This is a genomic window from Chromobacterium sp. HL1 (assembly GCF_057418835.1).
Genome location: NZ_CP162399.1, coordinates 838,710 through 863,264 on the forward strand (window position 1 = coordinate 838,710; position 24,555 = coordinate 863,264).

Sequence of the window (24,555 nt, forward strand, 5' to 3'; positions counted from 1 at the left end):
GGAATGGACCTTGGTCTGCGGGTGATGGGCGATGGTTTCAGTGTAGCCGCCGGGCCGCGGAGAGCGCGTGGCCGGCTGAGACTGCCAAGTTTGTCGATTATAAGCAAACAATATTTTGGATCGTCGCTCGGCTTGTTTATGATGCTGGGTAATATGGTTTTCTTCAAAACTGTCTGTGGAGAATAAAGATGCGAATTGCCAATGCAGTGACGGATTTGATCGGCAACACCCCGCTGGTGCGGCTTAATCGGGTGACCGACGGCTGCGGCGCCGCCGTGGCGGCCAAGCTGGAGTTCTTCAACCCGGCTCACAGCGTTAAGGACCGCATCGCGGTGGCGATGATAGACGCCGCCGAGCAGGCCGGCAAAATCGGCCCGGACACCACCATCGTCGAACCCACTTCCGGCAATACCGGCATCGGCCTGGCCATGGTCTGCGCCGCGCGCGGCTACAAGCTGGTGATCACCATGCCGGAAACCATGAGCCGCGAACGCCGCCAGCTGCTGCGCGCCTACGGCGCCGAGCTGATCCTGACCCCGGGGCCGGACGGCATGGGCGGCGCCATCGCCAAGGCGCGCGAGCTGGTGGAGCAGAATCCGGACAGCCATTTCATGCCGCAGCAGTTTGAGAACCCGGCCAACCCGGCCATCCACCGCAACACCACCGCCGAAGAAGTGTGGAACGACACCGACGGCCAGGTCGACATCTTCGTCGCCGGCGTGGGCACCGGCGGCACCATCACCGGCGTGGGCGAAGTGCTGAAGGCGCGCAAGCCCGGCGTGCAGATCGTGGCGGTGGAGCCGGACGCCTCGCCGGTGCTGTCCGGCGGCGCCAAGGGCCCGCACCCCATCCAGGGCATCGGCGCCGGTTTTGTGCCGGCCATCCTCAACACCGGCATTTACGATGAAATCATCCGCGTGAAGAACGAGGACGCGATGGAGACCGCGCGCGCGGTGGCCGCGCGCGAAGGCCTGCTGGTGGGCATCTCTTCCGGCGCGGCGGTGTGGGCGGCGCTGGAACTGGCCAAGCGTCCGGAAAACGCCGGCAAGCTGATCGTGGTGGTGATTCCCTCCTTTGGCGAGCGCTATCTGTCCACGCCCTTGTTCCAACATCTGGCGGACTGAGTTCGGCCGCGGCCGCGGCCGCGAATATCGACAGCCTGGCGGCTTTCTGCCAGGCTGTTTGTTTTTGTCGTTTCGCATCGAGGGGAAATCATGGAGCAGTTGCAAGCCTTCCTGGCCCGGGCCGAAGCCATGCTGGCGCGCCTGGAGCCCTTGCTGCCGCCGGCGCGGCCGGAGCCGGATTGGAGCGCATTGGCTTTCCGCTGGCAGCGCCAGGGCATGGCCGGCTGGCTGGAGGCGGTGGCGGAGCCGCACGCGCCGGAACTGGAGCGGCTGACCCATATCGACGCTCAGCGCGCGCAATTGCTGCGCAACACCCGCCAGTTCGTCAAGGGGCGGCCGGCCAACAATGTGCTGCTCACCGGCGCGCGCGGCACCGGCAAGTCCTCGCTGGTCAAGGCGCTGTTGCCGGCCTTCGCCGCCAAGGGCCTGCGCATCATCGAGGTGGACAAGGCGCAGCTGGGCGATCTGAACCGCATCGTCGAGATGGTGGCCGGACGCAAGGAGCGTTTCATCCTGTTCTGCGACGATCTGTCCTTCGAACAGGGCGACGACGCCTACAAGGCGCTGAAGACCGCGCTGGACGGCGGCCTGGCGCGCCGCGTCGACAATGTGCTGGTGTACGCGACGTCCAACCGCCGTCATCTGATGCCGGAAAAAATGAGCGAAAACCGCGAAGGCTGGGTGCAGGACGGCGAAATCCATCCGGGCGAGGCGATAGAGGAAAAGGTGTCGCTGTCCGACCGTTTCGGGCTGTGGCTGTCCTTCTATCCCTTTGATCAGGACGCTTATCTGGCGGCGGCGGCCGAGTGGCTGGCGCATTTCGGCCTGAAGCTGGACGCGGAGGCGGAAAAGGCGGCGCTGCACTGGAGCCATCTGCGCGGCAGCCGCTCCGGCCGCGTCGCCTGGCAGTTCGCCTGCGACTGGGCCGGGCGCGGCGCCAAGGAGCGCAAAGCCTTATTGTGATTTCAAATAGCGCAGGCCCACGCTCTTGACCTGGCCGTCGGCGGCCGCGCGTATCACCATCTCCAACCGGTCCAGCCGCAGCACGTCGCCGGCCACCAGCGGATAGCCGCAAGCGCGCTTGCAGTAGTCGGCGATGCTGTCGGCGCGGTCGCGGTCGCTCAGATTCAGGCCGTAGCTGTCGGCCAGATCGGCCAGCCGCGCCAGGCCGGACACGGTGAAGTAGCCGTAATAGGGGTCTTCGCCGGGCGGGTGGAAGGCCTCGCCTGCCGTTTCCAGCGCCGGGCCGGGGCCGATCAGGCAGGCCCAGTCGCCGGCGCGCAGCGTCTGGCTCGCCGTCGGTTCCAGCGCTTGTTCGTCGCGGTACAGCGCCGCCAGCCGCACGCCGCTGGGCAAGGCCAGCTCGCCGGCCAGCTGGCCTTCGGCCGGGCTGTCGGCGCGCACCTGGCAGGAGGCCGCCTCGTAGCGGGCTTCCTGGCCGCTGACCACCGGCACCCGGTGTTCCACGTCCGGCCGCGCCGGCAGTTTCAACTTCAGCCTTTCAGCCAGCGGCGCGATGGTCCAGCCCTGGAACAGCAGCGACATCATCACCACGAAGAAGGCCACGTTGAAGAAGAGCTGGCTATTGGGCAGCCCCGCCATCAGTGGAAAAATGGCCAGAATCACCGGCACCGCGCCGCGCAGGCCCACCCAGCTCATGAACAGCTTTTCCGCCTTGGGCACCGGGAAGGGCAGCATGCACAGCCATACCGCCAGCGGCCGCGCCACCAGCATCAGCACGATGGAGATCGCCAGCGCGTAGGGTGCCACCGGCAGCAGATTGGACGGCGTCACCAAGAGGCCCAGCACCAGGAACATGGTCACTTGCGCCAGCCAGGCGTAGCCGTCGTGGATATTCAATAGATTGGGCAGGTCCGCCACCCGGGCGTTGCCCACCACGATGCCGGCCAGGTAGATGGCGAGGAAGCCGCTGCCGCCGGCCGCCGTGGTCAGGCTGAACAGCGCGCCGGCGGTGCCCAGGCTGAACAGCGCCAGCATCGCGCCGCGCGGCCCCAGGCGCTGGAACAGCCAGACCATGGCCTTGCCGCCGGCCCAGCCGGCCAAGGCGCCCAGGCCCATCTGTTTGACGAACAGCCACAGCATGGCGGCGACGCCGGCGTCCTGGCCCTGCTGGCCCAAGACCCCGATCAGCGCCGAGGTCAGGAATACCGCCATCGGATCGTTGCTGCCGGATTCTATCTCCAGCGCGCTGCCGACGCGGCGGTTGATCTCCAGGCCGCGGCCGGACAGGAGGGCGAACACCGCGGCGGCGTCGGTGGAGCCGACGATGGCGCCGATCAGCAAGCCCTCCAGCCAGCTTAGATTCAGCACCCAGGCGGCGAACAGGCCGGTCACGCCAGTGGTGATCAAGACGCCCAGCGTGGCCAGCACTCCGGCCGGCTTCAGGCTGATGCGGAAGCTGTCCTGGCGCGTGCGCAGGCCGCCGTCGAACAGGATCACCACCAGGGCGATGGTGCCGACCACATAGCTGAGCTGGTAATTGCTGAACACGATCTTGCCGGGGCCGTCCTCGCCGGCCAGCATGCCCAGCGCGAGGAAGACCAGCAGCAGCGGCGCGCCGAAGCGGGAGGCGATGGAGGACACCACCAGGCTGGCGAGGAATACCAGCGAGCCGGCCAGAATGAGTGAGTTTAAGGTGTCCAAGTGCAAGCTCCTTCGGCGGGATGGGGGAGGTCATGACGAAATCGATCAAGCCCGGCGGCGGAGCGCAAAAGGCCTTCCCAGTGTCGCTACACGCGGCAACGAAATGACAATCGGGATAAATGTGCAGATTTCGCAGGTTTACGGAGCTAATGGTAACACTTTGAGGCTTATCGGCCGTGCTTGAAACGGGCAATCCGTTAATTTTTGCGCTCTAACGGGGCATGATCATTTTATTTTGGGTGTTAATACTGCCAAATATATGACGAAACAGTTATTTTAATGCTTAGATTAATGTATATTAATTATGCATTTTTTGTTTGTATTTAAATGATAAATAATTATTGAGGTGAGTATGATTATCCGTAAAATTGCCCTGCTGGTGGCGGGTCTGAGCGTGTCCTGGATGGCTTTTGCTTCCATGGCTCCTTGGTACCTATGGGAAAGCAAGTCCGACGGCCATCTGGTGTGCTCGCAATTCTCCTATGGACCGGGTTGGGTTTTGCTCAATAGCATTCCTTACAAAGACGCGGGTTGCCGCGTTCAAGGCCGTCCTGGCTGATCGGGGGCTGCTGCCGACGGCTACGGCCCAGAGCAGCGCGCGCCATTCCGGACGCGGGTAGGAAGACGAGGGCGCCGCGGCGCCCTTATTGCTGCGCGTTAGTCAGGGGGAGGCGCGCAGAGCTTGGCGCATTCTTCCAGGCAAAGTGGCATGAGGCGCTTTATGCCAACAGTATGATGCAGTATATTGTCATGGCATTTTCCTGCCTGGCCGCTTCATCTTGGCCGTGGTGTCCTTCACTTTGTCTGAGGTATGCGCAATGACTCGCAAAATCATTCTGGCCCTGGCGGCCTTGTCCTTCCCCTTGATGACCCTGGCCGCGCCGGCGCCCTGGTATCTGTGGCAAAGCAAGCTCGACGGCAAGCTCGCTTGCTCGCAATTCTCCCTGGGGCCGGGCTGGACGCAGTTCAGCTCCCAGCCTTATAAGGACGCCGGCTGCACCAAGCCGGGCCGCCCGGGTTGAGGTCTTAGACAGTTGGTTGAGTCAATAAGGGCGCCGCGGCGCCCTTATTGCTGGGGAGCGCTTGCGGTAGAATGCGCTGCCGGCCGCGGAGAGCCGGAACGATATTCACCGGGCAAGACCAAGCAATGAGCGACAGCAAGATCATCGAGGTAGTGGCCGGCGCGCTGATGCGGCCGGACGGCAGTTTCATGCTGGGCAGCCGGCCGGAGGGCAAGCCTTACGCCGGTTACTGGGAGTTTCCCGGCGGCAAGGTGGAGCCGGGCGAAAGCGGCGAACAGGCGCTGGCGCGCGAACTCTACGAGGAAATGGGCATTGAAACGCTGGCCGCGACGCCGTGGCTGAGCAAGGTCCATCATTATGAGCACGCCTCGGTGCGGCTGCGTTTCTTCCGGGTCTGGTCCTGGCGCGGCGAGCCGCAGCCGCGGGAAGGCCAAAGCTTCGCCTGGCAGAAGCCAGGCGCTTGCACGGTGCAGCCCATGCTGCCGGCCAACGGGCCCATTCTCAAATCGCTGGAATTGCCGGCGGCCTACGCGATCACCTGCGCGCACGAAATCGGCGTGGACGCCCAATTGCGGCGGCTGGAGCAGGGGCCGGCCTGGGGCATGGTGCAGGTGCGCGAGCCGCAGATGGCGCGCGCCGAGCTCGCCGATTTCGTCGCCAAGGCGGCGGCCATCGTCCATGAGCGCGGCGGCAAGCTGATGGTCAACGCCGATCCGGCCTGGGCGGCGGAATGGCCGGTGGACGGCGTGCATCTGAATGCGGCGCGGCTGGCCTCGCTGAAGGAGCGCCCGGCGTTCGCCTGGGTGGGCGCCTCGGCGCACGAGGCGGCGCAGGTGGCGCGGATAGGTGAACTGGGGCTGGATTACGCCTTGCTCGGCCATGTGGCCGCCACCGCCAGCCATCCCGGCGCGGCGCCCTTGGGCTGGGACGGTTTCCGGCTTTGTCTGGCGGACGGCGCGCCGACGCCGGTCTACGCGCTGGGCGGCATGAGCATGGATGATCTGGAGGCCGCCCGCCGCCACGGCGCGCATGGGGTGGCGCTGATGCGGGGGGCTTGGCGATGACGGCCAAACAGCGTAAATGGCTGGCGCTGGGCGGCGTTTTGCTGCTGCTGGCCTGTATCAAGTTCGGCCTGATTTACCGCTGGTACAGCGAGCGGCAAGCGGTCAAGCCGTCGCCCTTGGCCTGCGTCGCCGGCCAGGCGAGCTGCGCCCTGCCGGGCGGCGGCGTCTGGCGTTTCGCCTCGCCGCCGCAGCACGGCAGACCGTTTGAAATCCGCTTGCAGGGCGTCGCGGCGCGGGAAGCGCCGCAGGTGGAGTTCAATATGGCCGACATGGACATGGGCTTCAACCGTTACACCTTTGTGCGCGACGGCGCGGACTGGAAGGCGACGGTGACGCTGCCGCTGTGCGTCAGCGGCAGCCGCGACTGGCTGGCCGTCCTGAGTCTGGACGGCAAGCGCTACCTGCTGGCGTTTTCCGCGCGCTGAAGCGCGGCGCCTCATTTCTTCTTGCGTTTGATGTACAGCGTCTTGAACACCCTCGCCACCAGCTCGTTCTGTTGATCGACGATGTCCACCTGCAATTGCGGCAGGTATTTGTCGCCCGAGGCGGTGCGCAGCCTGATGTCCTCCAGCATGCCCGGCGCCAGCCGGAAGCGCGCGCTCACCGTGCCGCGGCCCGGCTTGACGTAGTCGATGCTGCCGCTCTTGTCCCACACATAGTAGTCCCGCCCCAGTTGGTGCATCAGCATCAGCATGAAGAAGGGATCGGTCATCGCGTACAGGCTGCCGCCGAAATGGGTGCCGACATAGTTGCGGTTGCTGAAGCCCAGTTTCAGCCGCACTTCGATATCGCTGAAATCGGCGGCCAGCCGTTTGACGCGGATGCCGGCGCCCAGGAAGGGCGGCCACAGATTGAGCAGGAATCGGAACAGCCAGGCGGGTGGTTTCATCTCGGTTGAAACGGTCGTTTGAATTCTGTCATCGTCAATAAAAAAACCGGCCTTGTCAATCGCGCCGGTTTTTCCTTGCCGAGTACGGTTTATTCGACCACGCCGCAGGCCATGCGCGCGCCGCCGCCGCCCAAGGGCTGCGGATGATCGCTGTGATTGTCGCCGCCGGCGTGCACCATCAGCGCGTGGCCGGAGAAGTCCGCCGCTTTCAGCCGCGGCGCCAGCACCGGATAACTCGCCTTGCCGTCGGCGCCCACGTACAGCGCCGGCAGATCGCCCTTGTGGCCGCGGCCGTAAGGGCCGGCGTGCGCGCCGGTCTTGTCCGGGTCCCAGTGGCCACCGGCGGCGCCGGCCGGCGTGACCGCGCCGTTGGCGCCGACGGACGGCGCGCAAGAGGGTTTTTCATGGACGTGGAAACCGTGCACGCCGGGCGGCAGTTTTTCAAGCTTGGGCGTCAACAGCGCGCCGTAGGGCGTGTCCTCGATCAGGACGCTGCCGGCCGGGCCGGCGTCGCCCTTGGCGTCGACGAAGGACAGCTCCACGCTTTGCGCCAGGGCCAGCGCGGGCAGACAGCACAAGACGGCGGATAGGGGACGTAACATGGGTAGGTTCTCCGTATAGGCGGGGGAACAGTCAAGACCTCGATTGTGCCATCCCGGTTCCAGGCCGGAGCCTGGCTGTTCGGGTGGGGCGGGCGCGCGTCAGGAGGCCAGCCGGTCCGCGGACGTCAGTTCCTCGTTCTGCGCCAGGGTGTCCGGCGAGCAACGGTGGCAGTCGGCCGCGGCGGGAGCCGCCGCCGGCGCCGGCCGCCGCCAGCTCATGCGCCGCAGCGTGTCGTCCTTCAGCGCGACATGGTGCCAGACGGCGGCGGCGATGTGGACGGCGAGCAGACCGTAGAAGATCCAGCCCAGCCATTCGTGCAGGCCCACCGTCGCGGCGACCAGGGCCGGGTCGGCCGCGACCAGGCGCGGGAAGTCGAAGCCCAGCAGCGGCATCGGGATCGCCAGCCCCTTGGCGTTGACGATGATCCAGCCCAGCAGGCAGGACGCCAGAATGAGGCCGTAGATGGCCAGATGGGCGGCATGGGCGCAGGCGCGCTGCGCGCGGCTGCTGCCGGCCAGCGGCGGCAGCGCCGGACCGGCCAGCCGCGTGGCGGCGCGCAGCAGGGTCAGGAACAGCAGGGCCATGCCGCAGCCTATGTGCACGATCATCACGCTGCGCATGTCGGCGACGGCGTGGCCGGCCAGCAGGTGACGCAAGCCGCCGGCCAGCGCCAGGGCGGCCATCAAGAGCACGCTCAGCCAGTGAAACAGGATTTGCAGACGCGGATAGCCAGGGTTGGCGGCCGGGGCGGAAGAGGGCATGCGTTTCTCCAAGGCGCGGCCGCTGGGACGGATGCCCGCGGCGCGTTCGATTAAAAACGCTATTCAAGCGCCGCCGCCGGCGACGGCGCCATGATTCTGAAACCATTCTCAAGCCGCCCGTCCGCGCCGCCGGACGCCCTTCCCGGCGCCGGCCGTCAGGCCCCGCCGCGGTCGTTTTAGATTCCTTTCAGAAATATTGAGAACGGCGAAAGCCCCGTGTGAGCATGCGCTGGCAAGGGGCGGAACCGTCGCCGTCCCTGCCGGGGTCCGGCGCGGACGCCGCTTATATCTTCCAGCGCACGCTCTTGCGGCGCGGTTTTTTGGACAAGCGAATCTTATGACGACGATGAACGCTAGACGGCGCTCCGCCGGACAAGGCGGCTTCACGCTGCTGGAATTGCTGGTGGTGCTGCTGATCATCGCCCTCTTGGCCGGTTATGTCGGGCCCAAGCTGTTTTCCCAGGTGGACAAGGCCAAGGTCAAGGCCACCCAGGCGCAAATGAAAACCCTGGGCGACGCCTTGGCGCAATACCGGCTGGACGTTGGCGGCTATCCCAGCGCGGAGCAGGGGCTGGGCGCGCTGCTGAAGGCGCCGCCTGGCGTGGCCGGCTGGCATGGGCCCTATCTGGCCAAGGATGTGCCGATGGACGCCTGGGGCCGGCCGTATCAATGGCGGGTGCCCGGCGGCGAGAGCGAGGCTGAGATCGTATCCCTGGGCGAGGCCGGGCGGGCGGGAGGCGACGGTGAACTGGTCCATGCGCTGTAAGGGACTGCTGCCGCTGCTGGCCGCCTGCGCCGCGCTGGCCGACGGCGCGCAGGCGGCGGCCAATTGCTGGCGCGAGGCCGGCGCGCGCCACCGGGTGGATCCGCTGCTGCTGTATTCCATCGCCAAGGTGGAATCGGCGCTGAATCCGCGCGCCGTCAACTACAACAAGGACGGCAGCCACGACATCGGCCTGATGCAGATCAACAGCCTTCATCTGCCGGGGCTGGCCAAGCGCGGCATCACGCGTCAGCGCCTGCTGGACGAGCCCTGTTTGAGCATACAGGTGGGCGCGTCCATCCTGGCGGACTTCATCGCGCGCTACGGCTACACCTGGCGCGCGGTGGGCGCTTACAACGCCGGCGGCGCGGCGACGCGCGAAGGCGCGCGCAAGCGCTATGTGGACAAGGTGTGGCGGCAGTATCTGCAATTGCGCGCCGAGCGCGAGGCGAGGGGCTGAGATGGCGGCCTACCGGATCAGCGTCCTGGCTCAGGGCGAGGTGAGGACGCGCCTGGTGCGGGCGGACAACGAGGCCGCCGCGCGGGCCCAACTGGGCGCGGACGACGGCCTGGTGCTGGAGGCGAGGCGCGAGGCCGGCGCGGAGGGCGCGCTCAAGGGCGCGGCGCTGGGCTTGCTGCTGCAGGAGCTGTCGGCGTTGCTGGAGGCCGGCCTGGCGCTGATCGAGGCGCTGGAAGCGCTGCGCGACAAGGCCGGCGGCGGCGACAAGGCCTTGCAGGGCGTGCTGGACCGGCTATTGCAAGCGCTGTACCAGGGCCAGCCGCTGTCGCGCGCGATGGAGGCCCAGCCGGAAGCCTTCCCGGCCTTGCTGGCGGCCACCGTGGCCGCGTCCGAAGGCAGCGGCCAGCTGCCGGCGGCGCTGAAGCGCTATCAGTATTACGAGCTGCGCATCGTCGCCATCCGCAAGCGGGTGACCGGCGCCCTGGTCTATCCGGCGCTGGTGCTCTCCGTCGGCTTCGGCATTCTGCTGTTCATGCTGTTCTTCGTGATTCCCCGTTTCGCCGTGGTGTTCGAATCGCTGCGCGAACTGCCGGCCAGCGCCGTCGCCATGCTGTGGTGGGCGCGCCTGGTCCAGGCTCACGGCGGCTTGCTGGGCGCGGGCCTGGCCGTCGGCCTGACGGCGCTGTGCCTGCTGCTGCGCGCCCGGCGAACCCAGCGCGCGCTGCTGAGCTTGTTGTGGACGCTGCCCCGGCTGCGGGATGTAGCGCGCCTGTTCGTGCTGGCGCGCTTTTACCGCACCGCCGGCTTATTGATCGCCGGCGGCACGCCGGCCTTGCCGGCCTTCGACTTGTCCGCGGGGCTGTTGCCGGACGCCTACGCGCAGCGCTTGGCGCGCGCGCTGGAGGAGTTGCACGCCGGCCGGCCGGTGGCGGACACCCTGGCGCGCCACCAACTGACCACGGCGGTGGCGGAGCGCTTATTGCGCGTCGGCGAACAAAGCGGCGATCTGGGCGGCATGTGCGAGCGCATCGCCCAGTTCCACGACGGCGCGCTGGATCAGGCGATCGAGGTGTTCAGCAAAGTGTTCGAGCCGATTCTGATGTTGGCGGTGGGCGGCCTGGTCGGCCTGATCGTCGCCCTGCTGTATATGCCGATATTCGAACTGGCCGGCGGCATGGGCTGAGGAGACGTGATGCGAGCATTGATGGACCCGACGACGACGGCCGGCTGGCAATGGCGGCGCGAGAGCGGAGAGGAAGACCTGCCGATGGCCGAGCTGCTGAACCGGCAGCTGGAGCGCGAGCCGGCCAGCCTGCCGCAGGCGGCGCGGCTGCTGGGCCTGGCCGCGCTGAGCGAGGCCCAGGTGGGGGAGGCGGCGGCGCGCTTCGATCTGCTGCCGCTGCCGGAAGCGCTGTCCTGCCGGGCGGCGCCGCTGGAGTGGCGGGGCGAATTGTACCTGCTGCTGGCCGAACCGCTGCGGCTGGACGCGCGTCTCGGCCTGCAAAACCGACTGCTGGGCCGCGGCCAGCGCTTCGCCCTCAGCCTGCCCGGCGTGGCCGACGCCTGGCTGAAACAGGCCGAGGCCCGCGAGCGGGTGATGGACGGCGCGGCGGTGGACCTGGCCGAGGACAGCCTGGCCAAGGCGGTGGAGTCTATCTCGCTGACCAGCCTGGCCAAGGACGAAAGCCCGGTGATCCGCCTGGTCAACATGACCTTGTACGACGCGCTGCAAAGCCGCGCCAGCGACATCCACCTGGAGTCCCGCGACGACGGGCTGCAGATACGCTACCGCATCGACGGCGTGATGCAGGCCATACGCAAGGTGCCGGGGCAGTTGGCGGCCAGCCAGACCATGTCGCGGCTGAAAGTGCTGTCCAGCCTGGACATCGCGGAAAAGCGCGTGCCGCAGGACGGCCGCTTCAAGGTGGCGCTGCAAGGCCGCGAAGTGGACTTCCGCGTGTCCATCATGCCGGGCGCCCACGGCGAAAACGCGGTGCTGCGCCTGCTGGACAAATCCCAGCGCGGCGACAGCCTGAACCTGGACAGCCTGGGCTTTCACGGCGAAACCGCGCGCCGCGTGCGCGCGCTGGCGCAACTGCCCTACGGCCTGACCCTGATCACCGGGCCCACCGGCAGCGGCAAATCCACCACCTTGTACGGCGCGCTGGCGGAGATCAATACCGGCGAGGAAAAGATCATCACCATCGAAGACCCGGTGGAGTACGAGATGGCCGGCATTCTGCAAATCCCGGTCAATGAGAAAAAGGGCCTGACCTTCGCCCGCGGTCTGCGCTCCATCCTGCGCCACGATCCGGACACCATTCTGGTGGGCGAGATCCGCGACGCCGAAACCGCGGCCATCGCGGTGCAGTCCGCGCTGACCGGCCACCGCGTGCTGTCCTCGGTGCACGCCAACGACGCCTTCAGCGTGATAGACCGCTTTCTCTACATGGGCGTGGAAGCGGCCACTTTCCTGGAAGCGCTCAACGGCGTGGTGTCGCAGCGCCTGGTGCGCCGGCTGTGCGTCGCCTGCGCCGGCGCCGGTTGCGAGCACTGCCGCGGCGGCGGCTTCCACGGCCGCATCGCGCTGGCGGAAGTGCTGCGCCTGGACAGCCGGCTCAAGGAAGCGCTGCTGGAGCGCTCGCCGCAGAAGCGCCAGCAGGCGCTGGCGCAATGCGCCGATTATCAATCGCTGCGCGACGCCGCCCTCGAGGCGGTGGCGCGCGGACTCACCACCTATCAGGAGGTCAGCCGTGCCGTGGCCATGGAATGACAGAACCGTGTTGATCGACGCCGAACTGGCGACCTTGCTGCCGCCGGCCGGCGCCCCGGCCCAGCCGCGGCGTTGCCGCCATCACGGCAAACCGGCGGAGGCGCTGGCCATGCTGCTGGGCGGGGCCGCGCGCCGGCGTCCGGCCTGGCGCAACCGCGTGCGGCTGCTCTTGGGCTATCCGTGGGCGCACAGCCAGCTCTTGCCGTGGCAAGACGGCTTGTCCGGGCAGCGCGCCCAGTGGCGCGCCTATGCGCGGGGTCTGCTGCGCGAGCGCGGCGTCGCGGGCGAACTGGACATTCGCCTGGCGCCGGCGGCTTACGGCGCGGCGCGGCTGGCCTTCGCCGCCCAGGCCCCGCTGCTGGCCGATTTGAGCGCGGCGGCGCGGGCGGCCGGCTGGCGCTTGGCCGGCTGCCGCGATCTGCTGTCGTCCTGCCTGCAAGCCCATCCGCGCGCGTTGGCGTCGGACGCGCTGGTGTTGGCGGAGGCCGGGGCCGTCACCTGCCTGTGGCGCGGCGAGCGCGGCTGGGAGGATCTGATCACCCTGGCGCTGGCGCCGGGACAGAGCGCGGCCGAGGGCGTGGCGGCGGCGGAGGCGCTGTGCGGCCGCGAGCCCGGCGGCGACTACGATTGGTGCGCGACCCATGACCCGGCACAGCCGCCGGCGGCGCGGGCGCGTTGGCTGGGCTTTGCCCATCCCCTGCTTGCGAGCCAGCCATGCGCCGCCTGAACGCCCGCGGTCTGGACTTCAGCCGTCCCGAGGCGAGCGCGCCGCTGGCCGGCGTCGCCGCCATGCTTTTGTTGATGCTGCTGGCGGCGCTGGGCTGGCGGCAGTGGGAGTTGGAACGGTTGGCGGAGGACACCGCGGCCTGGGAGCGGCGGCAGGAGCAACAGCGGTTTCTGCGCGAGCGCGAACAGCGCCGCGCCCAGGCCGCCTCGCCGGAGGCGAGCAAGGCCCAGGCGTTGCTGCTGGTCCAGGGCGACGATCAAACCCGGCTGCGCCCGGCGCTGCTGCGGGCGATAGAACAAGCCTGGTCGCCGCGGCTGGGCATCTTGTCCCTGCATCTTGAGGGCGCGGGCAAGCAGGCCCGGCTGGAACTGAGCGCGGCGGACGTGCGGGAATTGTTCCATTTCGTCGAGAGGCTGAACCAGTCGTCCGGCCATGGTCGGGCGCGGCTGCTGCGGCACGGGCTTAAGCCCGGCGATCCCAATCAGGCGGTGCTGGCCACGGTGCAGGTGGCTGAGCGATGAGGGCCTGGATGCGAGACACCGGCCGCCGGCTGGCGGCCTTTAAACGCGGCGGCCGGCCGGCCGGCGGCGGAAGTCATTGGCGGGCCCGGCTGCGCTGGCATCGGCAGACGCTGGCCTGCCGGCTGGGGCGAGGCGGCCGGCTGTCGCTGGCGGCCTGCTGTCTGCTGTTGGTCTTCGGCGCGCTGGAGCAAGAGACGCGGCAGGCGGATTTGCAACAGCGCCGTCAGCAATTGAGCGCGCCGACGCCCGCCTTGCCGGCGACGGCGGGGCGCGAGCGGCAATGGCAGGCCCAGCTGCGGCTGGCGCTGGCCCCGCGCAAGCTGGCCTTGCTGGAGCAGCTGCGCCAGTCCGGCCTGAGCGTGCATGAGGCCAGTTATCGCGAAGAGGCGGAAGCCGGCGGCGCGCTGCGCCGCGTCTCGGTGGAACTGAGCGCCAGCGGGCGCTATCCGGAACTGAAGGCGGCGCTGGGCGCGCTGACGGCGCAGCCGCTGTTGCGCTTGGAGGCGCTGACGCTGGACCGGGCGCGAACCGATGCCGCGACCTTGAGCATGCGCATGCGCTTCAGCCTGCTGGGAGCCGGACAATGAGGCGGCGGGCCCATTGGCTGAGCGGCCTCGCGCTGGCCTGGGCGGCCTTGGCCCAGGCGCAAGAGCCGCGGGCCGACGGCGTCGACCTGTTTCCGGTCCAGAGCTGGGCGTCGCTGCGCGAAGAGGCCAAGCCCGTCGTCCCGGCGGCGGACGCCGCTCCGGTCTTGGCGGCGCCCTTGCCGCCGCCGCCGCTGGAAGCCGCGCCGCCGCCGTTCAGCGCCGTGGGCGAATGGCGGCAGGACGGCCAGCGCGTGGTGGTGCTGGAAGGCCGGGCGCGCAGCTACCTGCTCTGCGTCGGCTGCAAGACGCCCAATGCGCTGCAGCCGGGCGCCCGGCTGACGGAGCAATACACGTTCAAGGCCCTGGAGGCGGAGCGCGCGCTGCTGTTGGACGCCGAAGGGCGGGAGCACTCGATCCCGCTGACTCCATTGGCTCACTGAGGCGTCGCCGCCACCGCGACGACGCCGTTTTCACCAGGCATTAGGCATCATGAAACATTGCAAACCCACACTGCTGGCCCTCGCCCTCGGTTTGACCCTGGGCGGATGCGCGCTGCCCGGACCGGTCAAGAAAATCTTCGGCCCGGCCGATCAGCCCGGCGCGGAAGAACAATTGCGCGCGGCCGAAACCGCCTTGCGGCAGAAGCCCGACGATGTGGAACGCCGCAAAAACGTCGTGGCCAAGAGCGCGGCGCTGGCGGAGGAGGCCTTGCGGGCGGCCAAGACCAAGATGGACGCCGGCGACGACGCGGCCGCGCTGGCGGAGGTGAGCCGGCTGCTGGCGCTGGCGCCGGAACATATGCGCGCCCAGCAGCTGAAACGGCAGCTGGAGCGCCGGCTGCGGCTGAAACTGGAGCTGGACGCCGCCGCCGAGATCGGCGCGCAGCGCCCGCAAGAGGCTTTGGAGCGGCTGGGCCGCATCCTGCAGGAGCAGCCCGGTTACCGGCAGGCGCAAGCCTTGCGTGACGAGCTGCAAAGCCGGGAGGCCGCCCGCCGCGACGCGCGTCCCAGCCTGGCCGAGGCGTTGCGCCAGCCGGTGACGCTGAACTTCAAGGTTCAGCCGATTTCCAGCATCTTCGACGCCATCTCGCAATTGGCCGGCATCGATTTCGTGTTCGATCCGGAAGTGCCCGTCGCCGCCCCGGCCAGCATCGTCGCCAGCCGGACCACGGCGGAAGACGCCATCAATCTGCTGCTGCGCACCCATCAGCTGGAGAAAAAAGTGCTCAGCCGGCACAGCATGCTGATTTATCCGGCGCGCTCGGAAAAAGCCAAGGAATACCGGGAGCTTATGACCCGCGCCTTCTACCTGAGCCAGGCCAACGCCAGCCAGGTGCTGGCCGCGCTGCGCCAGATCAGCTCGCCCAAGAACGTGCATCTGGACGAGCGCACCAATGCGGTGATCGTGCGCGACACGCCGGAAGTGATGGCGGTGATAGAGCGGCTGGTGGCCAGCCTGGACATCGCCCAGTCCGAAGTCACCATGGACGTGCAAGTGCTGGAAGTGAACACCAACGACGTGCTCGACGTCGGCGTCGACTATCCGGCGGAACTGCGGTTTTCGGTGCTGCCGAAAGAGGGCTCGGACAGGGTGACGGTGGGGGATCTGCTGGGCCTGAACCGCGACGGCATCGGCGTCGGCGGCAGCAACGGCGGCGATCTGGGCGCGGCGATCAAACTGCTGCAAAGGCAGGGCAAGACCAAGGTGCTGGCCAACCCCAAGATCCGCGTGCGCAATATGGAAAAGGCCAGCATCAAGATAGGCGAGAAAGTGCCGGTGGTCACCACCACCAACGCCAACGGCGTGGTGACGGAATCGGTCAACTACCAGGACGTCGGCCTGATCCTGCAAGTGGAGCCGCGGATCAGCCTCAGCAACGAGGTCAGCGTCAAGGTCAATATGGAAGTCAGCAACCTCAAGAGCGAAGTCAAGACCGCCGGCGGCGGCACCGTCTACCCGATGAGCACCCGCAACGCCGAAACCGTGATGACCGCGCGCGACGGCGAAACCCAGGTGCTGGCCGGCCTGGTCAAACAGCAGCACGACCGCAGCAGCAGCGGCCTGCCCGGTCTCAGCACCCTGAGCTGGCTGGGCGGCCTGTTCGGCAGCCAGAAGCGCGGCGTCGAAAACACCGAGCTGATCCTGCTGCTGACCCCGCGCATAGAACGGGCGCTGGACCTGCCGGCCGCCTCCAACAGCTATTTCCATTCCGGCACCGAAAGCCGGCTGAGCGTGGAACCGCTGCGGACCGAGGCGCAGCCGCCCGCCGCCGCGCTCGCGCGGGACGCTTCCGCGCCGGCGCTGGACAGCCCGCTGGCCGCGCCCTGAGGTGCTTATGCCGCGTCAAACCGGTTTCACCCTGATCGAGACGCTGGCCGCGCTCACCCTGTTGGCGCTGTTGCTGAGCGCCAGCCTGCCGCTGAGCGAACTGGCCAGACGGCGGGCCCAGGAGGCCGAGCTGCGCCACAGCCTGCGCCAGATCCGCACGGCCATCGACGCCTACCGGCAGGCGGTGACGGACAAGAAGATAGACGCTTCTCCGGATCGGAGCGGCTATCCGCCCAGCCTCGCCAGCCTGGTGGACGGCGTGCCGGACAAGAGCGACGCCGCCGGCGGCAAGCTCTATTTTCTGCGCCGTCTGCCGGCGGATCCGATGTGCGAAAGCTGCGACGGCGCGGACCCGGCGGCGAGCTGGGACACGCGCGGCTACGACAGCTCGGCGGAAGCCTTCGCCTCCGGCGGCGACGTATACGACATCCGTTCCAAGAGCCTCAGAAAGGGCATCAATGGCATACCCTACCAACAATGGTGAAGCGGCGCGCGGCTTCACCCTGATCGAGCTGCTGGTGGTGATGAGCATCATCGGCGCGCTGATGGCCCTGATCGGCCCCAACTATTTCAAACAGCAGGACCGCGCCCGCGAAACCGTGCTGCGCCACAATCTGGCCGCGCTGCGTCAGGCGATAGACGACTACCGCGCCGACCACGGCGCCAATCCGGCCGCCTTGCAAGAACTGGTGGCCGGCCGCTATCTGCGCGAACTGCCGCTCGATCCCATCGCCGGCCGGCGCGACGGCTGGCAAGCCAAACCGGCGGAGGAGGGCGGCGTCGGCGACGTGGCCAGCGGCGCGCCGGGAACCGGCCTGGACGGCAGCCGCTATGGCAGCTGGTAAGCAGCGCGGGCTGGCCTATCTGGGGGCGCTGACGCTGGTGCTGGCCATGAGCGCGGCCCTGGGCGCGGCGGCCGGCGCCTGGAGCCGGCAACAACAAGGCGACAAGGAAGAAGAGCTGCTGCACATCGGCCTGCAATTGCAGCGCGCCATCGCTTCCTACCATCGTTCCGGCCCCGCGCCGGCCTATCCCAAAACGCTGGACGCCCTGCTCAAGGATGAACGCGTGCCCTTCACCCGCCGCCACCTGCGCCGCCTCTACGCCGATCCGCTTACGGGCAAGCCGGAATGGGGGCTGATCAAGGGCGCGGACGGCGGCATCGTCGGCGTGCACAGCCTGGCGGAAGGCCGGCCCTTGAAGCAGCGGGGCTTCGCCGCGGAGCTGGGCGATTTCGCAGACAAGGGCAGCTATCGGCAATGGGTGTTCCTGGCGCCGGCCGCGCCGTGAGGCCGGCGGCGGGCGGATTTATTCTAAAGGCATGATTTGTGTTTTGTTTCGGCTCAATGCATCCGGATTAATTTAGGAATTATTGAGAAAGTTAGGAGTACTCCTATAGATTCCCGGACCATGCTTCCGTAAGAATCACCCTCTTTGGCGACCGATGACAGCGGCTTTCCAACGCTTTTGCGCCCGCAGCCGCGCCGCTTCCGCTCCCGCCGCGAGTCCGTCGCTTTCAACCGAAACGCATATGATGATTGTTGCTATTTTAGAAGACTGTCCGCTCCAAACCGCCAGCGTGGTCAAGCTGCTGGAACAATATGGCCATCAAGCCGTCGCCTGTGCCGACGGCGACCAGTTCGTCGCCCAATTCCGACAGCAGCGCTGCGACGCGATGCTGCTGGATTGGGAGGTGCCGGGCCGAAACGGCGTCGAGGTGCTCAAATGGGCGCGCGCCAAGCTGCCGTCGGCGCTGCCCATCCTGATGGTGACCCAGCGCGACGACGAAGAAGACATCGTATTGGCGCTGGAGCACGGCGCCGACGACTATCTGCAAAAACCGATCCGCGAGCGCGAGCTGCTGGCGCGGCTGAACGCCCAGTTTCGCAAGCAGCAGCGGCTGGGCAATCCGGAGGCCTCGTTCGAGGCCGGCGGCTACACCTTCCATCCGGAAGCGCGCAGCGTCAGCTTGCCCGGCGGCAAGGCCGCCACGCTGCCGGCGCGGGAATTCGCGTTGGCCACGCTGCTGTTCCGCAACCTGGGCCGCATCCTGACCAAGGACTTTCTCAGCCAGCGCATCTGGGGCCAGGCGGACCGCAAATACGACGCCAGCCTGGCCACCTATGTCAGCAATCTGCGCTCGGCGCTGGGCCTGCGGCCGCGCAACGGCATGGTGATCTCCACCGTGTACAACTACGGTTACCGGCTGGAGCGGGTCTGAGGACCCGCTTGCAACCCGCTGCGCGTTGACTCTGGCATTGCGCATCGACGGCCGTCTCCCGAGCCCGCATTTCCCGCATGCGCGCCCAAGGGCTTCGGCCGGTCTCGCCTTGAGCTGCTCCTTGAATGAGGCGCCGGCTCGGCCGGCCGCGTCCTTTTGTCGCGCTTGGGCCGTCTTATGAAATGGCTTTGCCAAGCGTTCCGGCGCGGACACCGGCACGACGCGCGCTTTCTGATCGCCTTCGTCCTGCTGCTGGTGGTGTTCGCCATCCCCAACCAGGACGCCTTGTTCCACTCGCTGGACCGGCTGTACTTCGAACTGCTCTCCGCCTTGCAGACCGAAGACGACGAACACGATGTCGTGCTCGTCAATGTCGACCAGGCCACGGTGCAGGCGCTGGGCCATGAGGAAGTCAACGGCAACGTGCTCTACGCCGTGCTGCTGCAAAGACTGGAGCAGGCCGACAGCGTGGCGCTGAACATGAACCTGCTGTCGCGCCGGGACGAAGGCATGCTGGCGAACGCCATCCGGCGCCACGGCCGCGTGGTGCTGGCCTTGCCGCCCGACGCCCCCGCCGCGCCGGGGCGGGACGGTCCCGAGCCCTCCGCCGTTTACGCCGCCGCGGCCGGGCTGGGGCACCGCGACCTCTTGATAGGGGACCGCAGCGTGGTCACCGGCATCGTCCCCTACAAGCAACATGGCCGGAAGCTGGCGCCGCATATGGTGATGGAAGCCATCCGCGTCGCCGGCTATGAACTGCCGCCGCGGGAAAACACCCGCTGTCTGACCGCGTTCTGGCGGCGTTGCGCGCCGCAAGCCGACGGCTGGCTGCTGGTGTTGCCGGCCCACCACCGCATCCAGCAGTATTCGATGCTGGACGTGCTGACCGGCGCGGTGCCGCGGCAGGCGTTTCACAACAAGATCGTCTTTGTCGGCCATCTGGCGCTGGACCCGTTCAAGGGCCTGCGCTCCAACCGTTACCCGCTGGACCGCGAAGGCCATACCCGCAGCCAGATCCTGGCCTTGCAAACCCAGACCCTGATGAACCACGGGCCGGTCACCCTGCTGGCCGCCCCGTACAAGCTGCTGGTCAACTTCGGCCTCATGTTCGGCCTGCTGCTGGTCTGCCTGCTGGCGCCGCCGGCGCGCATGCACGGCCGCGCCTGGCTGTGGCTGGGCGGCTGCTGGCTGACGTCCACCCTCTTGTTGTTGCAAACCCAGATCTGGATTCCGGTCAGTTCGCCGCTGACAGGCGGCTTGCTGATCTACGCCGGCTGCGCCTGGCGCTGGCAGACCAAGACTCATCTCCTGCTGCGGCAGGAAATGGAGGCGATGCGGCAGAGCTTGCGCGAAGCCGGCATGGACCTGCCGCTGCGCGGCCAGGAGTCCGAGTCCGGCGCCGACGAAATCGAACGGCTGATGCGGCAGATGCGCGCCTGGCAAAACTCCTACGTCAGCGTGCTCAATATGCTGCCCTATCCGATCTTCTTCGAGCAGGGCGGCAAAATCATCCTCAGCAACCAGGCGGCGCGCAAGCTGCTGTGCGAGCAAGGCGCGCCGGAGGAGGCCGAAGCCTGGGTGCTGGGCCTGGCCGGGCGGGCGCGAGAAAAAGCGCTTCACAGCGGCAACATCGGCGTGGAGGAAGTGCGCAGCAGCCAGGGCGAACACATGTTGCTGGTCACGCCCTGTCCGGAACTGTGCGACGGCCTGTCCAGCAGTCTGATCAGCCTGGTCGACCTGCAAAGCGTCAAGGCCAGCGTGTCCGGCGACCGGCGCGTGCTGCGGCAGATGGCGCACGATCTGCGCAATCCGCTGACCACCATGCTGGCGATGATAGAACAGCGCGGCGGCGAGACCGGGCCGCGGCAGGACCAATTCTTCAACGATCTGCGCCGGCAAGTGAACTACAGCCTGCGCGTGGCGCAGGACTTCATGCGCCTCTCCCGCGCCGAGCAACTGGACCCGGCCGGCTTTCTGCCGGTGGCCTTGGCCGATCTGGCCGAAGACGCGATGGACCAGATCGAGGCCGGCGCCCGCCAAAAGCGCATCGTGCTGCACGGCCCGGAGGCGATGGAAGCGCTGTGGGTGCGCGGCCATTACGACATGCTGCTGCGCGCCGTGGTCAATGTGCTGGACAACGCCGTCAAGTACTCGCCGGCCGGCAGCCACATCGTGCTGCGGCTGGCGCGCTGGGGGGACATGGCCGGCATCAGCGTGGTGGACCAGGGCATAGGCATTCCGGAACACGCCTTGCCGCGGCTATTCGAGCCGTTCTATCAGGTGGATGAAGGCCGCCGCGACGGCGCCGGCCTGGGCCTGCCCTTCGTCAAGGCCGTGATGCAGGCCCACGGCGGCCGCGTCGAGGTCAAATCCAGAAGCCGGCTGGGCAGCGAATTTCTGCTGCTGGCGCCGTGGGTGGAGAGCGAGGGAGGAGAGCGCTAGGCGCGGCCGCCGGCTTGAGCTTCTGTTGAGATTGATTGGGGGCCGCACCAGGGTTTGGAACAATGCGGGTAAGCCCTTCCCAGCCGATGGCGGCTGGAGAGGGCTGTCACCCAACCCCTTAATTTAAGGTTTCAACAATGACCGCACCCCGCTCCGCAGGCAAGTTCGCTCTGCCCGCGCTGGTACTGAGCCAGATCGCCGCTTCCCTGATGCTGCTGGCCCCGGCCGCCGCCTCCGCCCATGGCTCGATGGAAGAGCCGATCAGCCGCATTAAATATTGTCATGGCTCCGATAATCCGGAGAATCCAAAAACCACGGGATGCCAGGCGGTCAAAAAAATTGGCGGCTCGCAAGCCATCTATGACTGGAACAGCGTGCGCCAGGGCGACGCCAGCAGTAATCACCAGCAAGTGGTGCCTAATGGCCAATTGTGCGCGGGAGGCAATGCCGGAACCTTCGGTGGCCTGGATGCGGCCGTCGACTGGCCGGCCACCACCATCCAACCGGGACCGGACGGCAAATACACGATGACCTATCATCAGACCGCCCAGCACCAGACCGCCTATTTCAAATCCTATATCAGCAATGACTCCTATGATTTCACGCGTCCGCTGCAGTGGAATGACCTGCAACTGATCGGCGATTCCGGCGCGGTGGCGCCCAGCGAAAAGACCAAGCTGAACGTCAAGATTCCGGCCGGCATGCAGGGCAAGCGCGTGATCTACAACGTATGGCAGCGCAGCGACAGCGGCGAGGCCTTCTACAGCTGTTCCGACGTGAACATCGTGGCCAACAGCGCGGACTTCAAACCGCTGGGCGCCTTGGTCTCCAGCCCGTTCGAGGCCAAGCCCGACTCCACCATCTCCCTGCGCGTTTTCGACAAGCTGCGCGGCGGGGATCTTGAAAAGCATTCGATCAAGATCGCCGCCGGTCAAACCGCGGCCAAAGACTGGACCTATGCGCTGGCCACCGCGGTCAACGCCAAATCCAGCGTGGTCAAGGTGGGCCAATTGCAAAACGGCCAAGTGGTGCCGGTCAAGAACGCCACCGGCAACACCGTGTTCGGTCTGGGCAAGGAATACAGCTTTGCCTTGGAACAATCGGATGAGGGCGGCAAGCCGCCGGTGGACGAGATCGCGCCGGGCAAGGTCACCGTCAAGGGCCAGAGCAGCGTCAACAGCGGCGATATGGTCAGCCTGTCGGCCCAAGCCGCCGCCGGCACCAACCTGAAATACCGGTGGACGGTGTCGCCCAGCATCGCCGGCCTGACGCTGAACGCCGCCACCCTCAATTTCAAGGCGCCGGAGCCTAAGCAGGACACCAGCTATAACTTCACGGTCAAAGTCAGCAATGCGCTGGGCAGCAAGAACGCCGAGCACAAGCTGGAGGTCAAGGCCAAGGATGAAGGCGGCAAGCCGCCGGTAGCCGGTGCCTGGGACGCGGCCAAGACCTATGCCCAGCCTTGCGCCAAAGTGACATATCAGGGCGAGGAATGGATGAACGGATGGTGGACCCAAGGCGAAAAGCCGGGCACGGGCGGCCAGTGGGGCGTATGGCGTCCGGTAAGCTCGACCGACATGCATGGCCAGTGCAAGGGTAAGTAATGTCCGGATGGCCGCGCGTTTCAGGCTGAGCCCCAGCTGGACGCAGGTTTAAGACCCGGTTTTGGGGTCTGCCCGGCAGGCGTAAGCCTGCCGGGCTTTTGCCGTTTGATGGCCGATATTGATTAAAAATCGCTGAACTTTAGCTTTTATTGAGAATGATTGGGCGGCGGGCAAGGGTTTGGAACAATGCGGGCAAGCCCTTCCTCGGCCGACGGCGGCCAGGGAGGGCGGCAACCCAACCCTTAAGATCAAGGTTTTAGAACATGACCGCACCTCGCACCGCCGGCAAGCTCGTCCTGCCCGTGTTGGCCCTGAGCCAGATCGCCGCCTCCCTGATGGCCATTGTCCCGTCCACCGCCAGCGCCCATGGCTCCATGGTGAACCCGCCCAGCCGCGAATACGCCTGCGCCACCTTCGATACCCCGTGGGGCAACCCGACTTATGCCAGCTGCGGCAAGATCGCATCGCTGAGCAGCAACTGGATGTCCAATGTGCAGGGCGGCGTGAAAAGCAACCATAAAGAGAAGGTCGAAGACGGCCTGCTGTGCGCCGGCGGCAAGATCGACTGGAAAGAGCTGGATGCGGCCGATTTCAAAGGACGCGTCACCACGGTGACCCCGGACGCCCAAGGCAAGGCCGTGTTCGAATACAAGCAAACCGCAGGCCACATCTCCAGCTACTTCAAGACCTATATCAGCACAGATGACTATAAGCCGGAGCAGGGTTTGCGCTGGAGAGACCTGAAAGAGATTGGCAATAGCGGTCCCCTGCCGCGTCCAGAAAGCGGCAGCATCACCAAGCTGGAGGTGCAGATTCCGGCGGAGCTGACCGGCAAGCGCGTGGTGTACAGCGTTTGGCAGCGTGATCCGAGTGATAACGCCGAAGCCTTCTACGCCTGCTCCGACGTGGACGTGGTGGCCAACAATATCGAATGGAAGGCCAGCGGCGCGCTGGAAGGCGGCCAGGTCAACACCGGCGTCACGCTGACCTTGCGCGTATTCGATAAAGTGCGCAGCGGCGACCTGGAAAAGCACAGCATCGTGGTGCAGGCTGGTCAGGAAAAGCCGGAGCAATGGATGCATGCGTTGGCCACCAAGGTCAATCAAAGCTCCAGCGTGGTCAAGGTGGGCAAGCTGATCGGTTCGGACATCACGCCGCAATTCAGCGCCACCGAAAACCAGGTGTTTGGCCGCAATAAGCAGGTGAGTTTCGCCATCGACCAGAATAACGGAGGCACCAAGCCGCCGCCGGATGAAATCGCGCCGGGGAATGTCACGGTCAGCGGCCCGGCCAGCGTCAACAGCGGCGCCAACGTCAGCTTGTCCGCCGCGGCCGCTTCCGGCACCAATCTGAACTACCTGTGGGAAGTGACGCCCAAGATCGCCGGCCTGGCGCTCAACGCCGCCACGCTCAATTTCAAGGCGCCGGCGCTGGAGCAGGACACTGCCTACAGCTTCAAGGTCAAGGTCAGCAACAGCAAGGGCGAGAAAACCGCAGCGCATGCGCTGACGGTCAAGGCCGACGACAGCGGCCCCACGCCGCCGTTGGAGGGCGATGTCTGGAAAGAAGGCGCAAGCTACAAGGCCGGCCAGGTCGTCGTCTTCGAAGCCAAGCAATACCGCTGCTTGCAGCCGCATACCGCTTGGGAAGGCGCAGGCTGGACGCCGGCTTCGCAGCCCGCACTGTGGGCGCCGCTTTAAACTAAGCGTCTGATCCGGCCGGCGGCCGCGCGCCGCCGGCTGGAAATGAAAGCCCCTTGCCTCTTGGAGCAAGGGGCTTTTTTAATTGTTCATTGAGCAAGGCGGGCGTTCGGCCAAGCGCTACATCAAGCACCTTGTCTGTGGCGTGAGCAAATTGTCGTCGGTCATGCGCAGCTTGGGCATGGCGCCGCAAGGCGCTTGGAGACCGCCGCATGACTATTGGCGGCGGGCTGCGGCTATGGCGGGCAGAGAGTTGCCCCAGTTAGTTACGGAAAGTGTGAATTTTACCGCCGTCTTGGCAT

Annotated in this window: 25 protein-coding genes; 21 read left to right on the top strand and 4 right to left on the bottom strand. The window is 66.8% G+C overall.

Annotation, left to right across the window (positions count from 1 at the left end; translation table 11 throughout):
• Positions 1–188 precede the first annotated feature (188 nt).
• Entirely contained in the window at positions 189–1,124 is a 936-nt protein-coding gene (gene cysK / locus AB1Z25_RS03865) for a cysteine synthase A (protein WP_486636592.1), read from the top strand.
• A 90-nt stretch (positions 1,125–1,214) separates the two neighbouring features.
• Entirely contained in the window at positions 1,215–2,087 is an 873-nt protein-coding gene (locus AB1Z25_RS03870) for an ATP-binding protein (protein ID WP_107798269.1), read from the top strand.
• Here AB1Z25_RS03870 and AB1Z25_RS03875 read toward each other — a convergent pair.
• Complete coding sequence (locus AB1Z25_RS03875; protein WP_107798270.1) at positions 2,079–3,788, bottom strand: potassium/proton antiporter; 1,710 nt, start codon at positions 3,786–3,788, stop codon at positions 2,079–2,081. The genes AB1Z25_RS03870 and AB1Z25_RS03875 overlap by 9 nt on opposite strands.
• A gap of 818 nt (positions 3,789–4,606) precedes the next feature.
• Here AB1Z25_RS03875 and AB1Z25_RS03880 point away from each other — a divergent pair.
• The 3 genes from AB1Z25_RS03880 to AB1Z25_RS03890 all read left to right on the top strand — a co-directional run bounded on the left by AB1Z25_RS03880 (position 4,607) and on the right by AB1Z25_RS03890 (position 6,299).
• Positions 4,607–4,810 (top strand): hypothetical protein, encoded by a 204-nt coding sequence (locus AB1Z25_RS03880; RefSeq protein WP_107798271.1) that lies wholly within the window; start codon positions 4,607–4,609, stop codon positions 4,808–4,810.
• 125 nt (positions 4,811–4,935) lie between these two features.
• The gene (locus tag AB1Z25_RS03885) at positions 4,936–5,874 is read left to right on the top strand and encodes a Nudix family hydrolase (RefSeq protein WP_486636593.1); all 939 of its coding nucleotides are present in this window, start codon (positions 4,936–4,938) and stop codon (positions 5,872–5,874) included.
• Complete coding sequence (locus tag AB1Z25_RS03890) at positions 5,871–6,299, top strand: hypothetical protein (protein WP_107798273.1); 429 nt, start codon at positions 5,871–5,873, stop codon at positions 6,297–6,299. Before AB1Z25_RS03885 ends, AB1Z25_RS03890 begins: the two co-directional genes overlap by 4 nt.
• Positions 6,300–6,310: 11 nt before the next feature.
• Here AB1Z25_RS03890 and AB1Z25_RS03895 read toward each other — a convergent pair whose 3' ends face one another.
• The 3 genes from AB1Z25_RS03895 to AB1Z25_RS03905 form a co-directional block, all read right to left on the bottom strand.
• A complete protein-coding gene (locus AB1Z25_RS03895; protein WP_107798274.1) occupies positions 6,311–6,763 on the bottom strand; it encodes a DUF4442 domain-containing protein in 453 nt (150 codons plus the stop codon).
• Between the two features lie 89 nt (positions 6,764–6,852).
• Complete coding sequence (gene sodC, locus AB1Z25_RS03900; RefSeq protein WP_253313860.1) at positions 6,853–7,365, bottom strand: superoxide dismutase [Cu-Zn] SodC; 513 nt, start codon at positions 7,363–7,365, stop codon at positions 6,853–6,855.
• A gap of 99 nt (positions 7,366–7,464) precedes the next feature.
• Complete coding sequence (locus tag AB1Z25_RS03905) at positions 7,465–8,127, bottom strand: cytochrome b (protein WP_107798276.1); 663 nt, start codon at positions 8,125–8,127, stop codon at positions 7,465–7,467.
• A gap of 337 nt (positions 8,128–8,464) precedes the next feature.
• Between AB1Z25_RS03905 and gspG the strand changes: the two genes are divergently transcribed.
• The 16 genes from gspG to AB1Z25_RS03985 all read left to right on the top strand — a co-directional run bounded on the left by gspG (position 8,465) and on the right by AB1Z25_RS03985 (position 24,253).
• Positions 8,465–8,893 (top strand): type II secretion system major pseudopilin GspG, encoded by a 429-nt coding sequence (gene gspG, locus AB1Z25_RS03910; protein WP_107798277.1) that lies wholly within the window; start codon positions 8,465–8,467, stop codon positions 8,891–8,893.
• The gene (locus AB1Z25_RS03915) at positions 8,883–9,350 is read left to right on the top strand and encodes a transglycosylase SLT domain-containing protein (protein WP_107798278.1); all 468 of its coding nucleotides are present in this window, start codon (positions 8,883–8,885) and stop codon (positions 9,348–9,350) included. The genes gspG and AB1Z25_RS03915 overlap by 11 nt, the downstream gene beginning before the upstream one ends.
• Position 9,351: 1 nt before the next feature.
• On the top strand, positions 9,352–10,533 hold the full coding sequence (locus AB1Z25_RS03920) for a type II secretion system F family protein (protein WP_486636594.1): 1,182 nt from the start codon (positions 9,352–9,354) through the stop codon (positions 10,531–10,533).
• Positions 10,534–10,542: 9 nt separating this feature from the next.
• The gene (locus tag AB1Z25_RS03925) at positions 10,543–12,123 is read left to right on the top strand and encodes a GspE/PulE family protein (RefSeq protein ID WP_253313863.1); all 1,581 of its coding nucleotides are present in this window, start codon (positions 10,543–10,545) and stop codon (positions 12,121–12,123) included.
• A gap of 7 nt (positions 12,124–12,130) precedes the next feature.
• Entirely contained in the window at positions 12,131–12,850 is a 720-nt protein-coding gene (locus tag AB1Z25_RS03930; protein ID WP_486636595.1) for a hypothetical protein, read from the top strand.
• The gene (locus AB1Z25_RS03935; RefSeq protein WP_486636596.1) at positions 12,838–13,371 is read left to right on the top strand and encodes a hypothetical protein; all 534 of its coding nucleotides are present in this window, start codon (positions 12,838–12,840) and stop codon (positions 13,369–13,371) included. The genes AB1Z25_RS03930 and AB1Z25_RS03935 overlap by 13 nt, the downstream gene beginning before the upstream one ends.
• Before the next feature lie 8 nt (positions 13,372–13,379).
• Positions 13,380–13,958: a GspMb/PilO family protein gene (locus AB1Z25_RS03940; protein WP_486636597.1), complete on the top strand. Its 579-nt coding sequence runs from the start codon at positions 13,380–13,382 to the stop codon at positions 13,956–13,958.
• Entirely contained in the window at positions 13,955–14,398 is a 444-nt protein-coding gene (locus AB1Z25_RS03945) for a hypothetical protein (protein ID WP_486636598.1), read from the top strand. Before AB1Z25_RS03940 ends, AB1Z25_RS03945 begins: the two co-directional genes overlap by 4 nt.
• Positions 14,399–14,447: 49 nt before the next feature.
• Positions 14,448–16,286, top strand: a complete 1,839-nt coding sequence (locus AB1Z25_RS03950) for a secretin N-terminal domain-containing protein (protein ID WP_486636599.1) — start codon at positions 14,448–14,450, stop codon at positions 16,284–16,286.
• A gap of 7 nt (positions 16,287–16,293) precedes the next feature.
• Positions 16,294–16,770 carry a type II secretion system protein gene (locus AB1Z25_RS03955; protein ID WP_107798285.1) on the top strand — a complete coding sequence of 159 codons (477 nt, stop codon included), beginning with the start codon at positions 16,294–16,296 and terminating at the stop codon, positions 16,768–16,770.
• Positions 16,745–17,131, top strand: a complete 387-nt coding sequence (locus AB1Z25_RS03960) for a type II secretion system protein (protein WP_107798286.1) — start codon at positions 16,745–16,747, stop codon at positions 17,129–17,131. Before AB1Z25_RS03955 ends, AB1Z25_RS03960 begins: the two co-directional genes overlap by 26 nt.
• Positions 17,118–17,576 carry a type II secretory pathway, pseudopilin PulG gene (locus tag AB1Z25_RS03965; RefSeq protein WP_107798287.1) on the top strand — a complete coding sequence of 153 codons (459 nt, stop codon included), beginning with the start codon at positions 17,118–17,120 and terminating at the stop codon, positions 17,574–17,576. The genes AB1Z25_RS03960 and AB1Z25_RS03965 overlap by 14 nt, the downstream gene beginning before the upstream one ends.
• A 241-nt stretch (positions 17,577–17,817) precedes the next feature.
• Positions 17,818–18,507: a response regulator transcription factor gene (locus AB1Z25_RS03970; RefSeq protein ID WP_227107114.1), complete on the top strand. Its 690-nt coding sequence runs from the start codon at positions 17,818–17,820 to the stop codon at positions 18,505–18,507.
• Positions 18,508–18,684: 177 nt separating this feature from the next.
• Positions 18,685–20,949, top strand: coding sequence for a sensor histidine kinase (locus AB1Z25_RS03975; RefSeq protein WP_486636600.1), 2,265 nt, complete (start codon positions 18,685–18,687; stop codon positions 20,947–20,949).
• A gap of 137 nt (positions 20,950–21,086) precedes the next feature.
• Positions 21,087–22,553, top strand: coding sequence for a lytic polysaccharide monooxygenase (locus tag AB1Z25_RS03980; protein WP_486636601.1), 1,467 nt, complete (start codon positions 21,087–21,089; stop codon positions 22,551–22,553).
• Between the two features lie 263 nt (positions 22,554–22,816).
• Positions 22,817–24,253 carry a lytic polysaccharide monooxygenase gene (locus tag AB1Z25_RS03985; protein ID WP_486636602.1) on the top strand — a complete coding sequence of 479 codons (1,437 nt, stop codon included), beginning with the start codon at positions 22,817–22,819 and terminating at the stop codon, positions 24,251–24,253.
• The last annotated feature ends 302 nt before the right edge of the window (positions 24,254–24,555 follow it).

Coding starts and splice junctions, on each gene's coding strand:
- AB1Z25_RS03915 (WP_107798278.1), top strand. CDS start 8,883: ATGCGCTGTAAGGGACTGCTGCCGCTGCTGGCCGCCTGCGCCGCGCTG.
- AB1Z25_RS03970 (WP_227107114.1), top strand. CDS start 17,818: ATGATGATTGTTGCTATTTTAGAAGACTGTCCGCTCCAAACCGCCAGC.
- AB1Z25_RS03880 (WP_107798271.1), top strand. CDS start 4,607: ATGACTCGCAAAATCATTCTGGCCCTGGCGGCCTTGTCCTTCCCCTTG.
- cysK (WP_486636592.1), top strand. CDS start 189: ATGCGAATTGCCAATGCAGTGACGGATTTGATCGGCAACACCCCGCTG.
- AB1Z25_RS03870 (WP_107798269.1), top strand. CDS start 1,215: ATGGAGCAGTTGCAAGCCTTCCTGGCCCGGGCCGAAGCCATGCTGGCG.
- AB1Z25_RS03925 (WP_253313863.1), top strand. CDS start 10,543: ATGCGAGCATTGATGGACCCGACGACGACGGCCGGCTGGCAATGGCGG.
- AB1Z25_RS03960 (WP_107798286.1), top strand. CDS start 16,745: ATGGCATACCCTACCAACAATGGTGAAGCGGCGCGCGGCTTCACCCTG.
- AB1Z25_RS03890 (WP_107798273.1), top strand. CDS start 5,871: ATGACGGCCAAACAGCGTAAATGGCTGGCGCTGGGCGGCGTTTTGCTG.
- AB1Z25_RS03985 (WP_486636602.1), top strand. CDS start 22,817: ATGACCGCACCTCGCACCGCCGGCAAGCTCGTCCTGCCCGTGTTGGCC.
- gspG (WP_107798277.1), top strand. CDS start 8,465: ATGACGACGATGAACGCTAGACGGCGCTCCGCCGGACAAGGCGGCTTC.
- AB1Z25_RS03895 (WP_107798274.1), bottom strand. CDS start 6,763: ATGAAACCACCCGCCTGGCTGTTCCGATTCCTGCTCAATCTGTGGCCG.
- AB1Z25_RS03975 (WP_486636600.1), top strand. CDS start 18,685: ATGAAATGGCTTTGCCAAGCGTTCCGGCGCGGACACCGGCACGACGCG.
- AB1Z25_RS03950 (WP_486636599.1), top strand. CDS start 14,448: ATGAAACATTGCAAACCCACACTGCTGGCCCTCGCCCTCGGTTTGACC.
- AB1Z25_RS03905 (WP_107798276.1), bottom strand. CDS start 8,127: ATGCCCTCTTCCGCCCCGGCCGCCAACCCTGGCTATCCGCGTCTGCAA.
- AB1Z25_RS03935 (WP_486636596.1), top strand. CDS start 12,838: ATGCGCCGCCTGAACGCCCGCGGTCTGGACTTCAGCCGTCCCGAGGCG.
- AB1Z25_RS03920 (WP_486636594.1), top strand. CDS start 9,352: ATGGCGGCCTACCGGATCAGCGTCCTGGCTCAGGGCGAGGTGAGGACG.
- AB1Z25_RS03940 (WP_486636597.1), top strand. CDS start 13,380: ATGCGAGACACCGGCCGCCGGCTGGCGGCCTTTAAACGCGGCGGCCGG.
- AB1Z25_RS03980 (WP_486636601.1), top strand. CDS start 21,087: ATGACCGCACCCCGCTCCGCAGGCAAGTTCGCTCTGCCCGCGCTGGTA.
- AB1Z25_RS03945 (WP_486636598.1), top strand. CDS start 13,955: ATGAGGCGGCGGGCCCATTGGCTGAGCGGCCTCGCGCTGGCCTGGGCG.
- AB1Z25_RS03955 (WP_107798285.1), top strand. CDS start 16,294: ATGCCGCGTCAAACCGGTTTCACCCTGATCGAGACGCTGGCCGCGCTC.
- AB1Z25_RS03965 (WP_107798287.1), top strand. CDS start 17,118: ATGGCAGCTGGTAAGCAGCGCGGGCTGGCCTATCTGGGGGCGCTGACG.
- sodC (WP_253313860.1), bottom strand. CDS start 7,365: ATGTTACGTCCCCTATCCGCCGTCTTGTGCTGTCTGCCCGCGCTGGCC.
- AB1Z25_RS03885 (WP_486636593.1), top strand. CDS start 4,936: ATGAGCGACAGCAAGATCATCGAGGTAGTGGCCGGCGCGCTGATGCGG.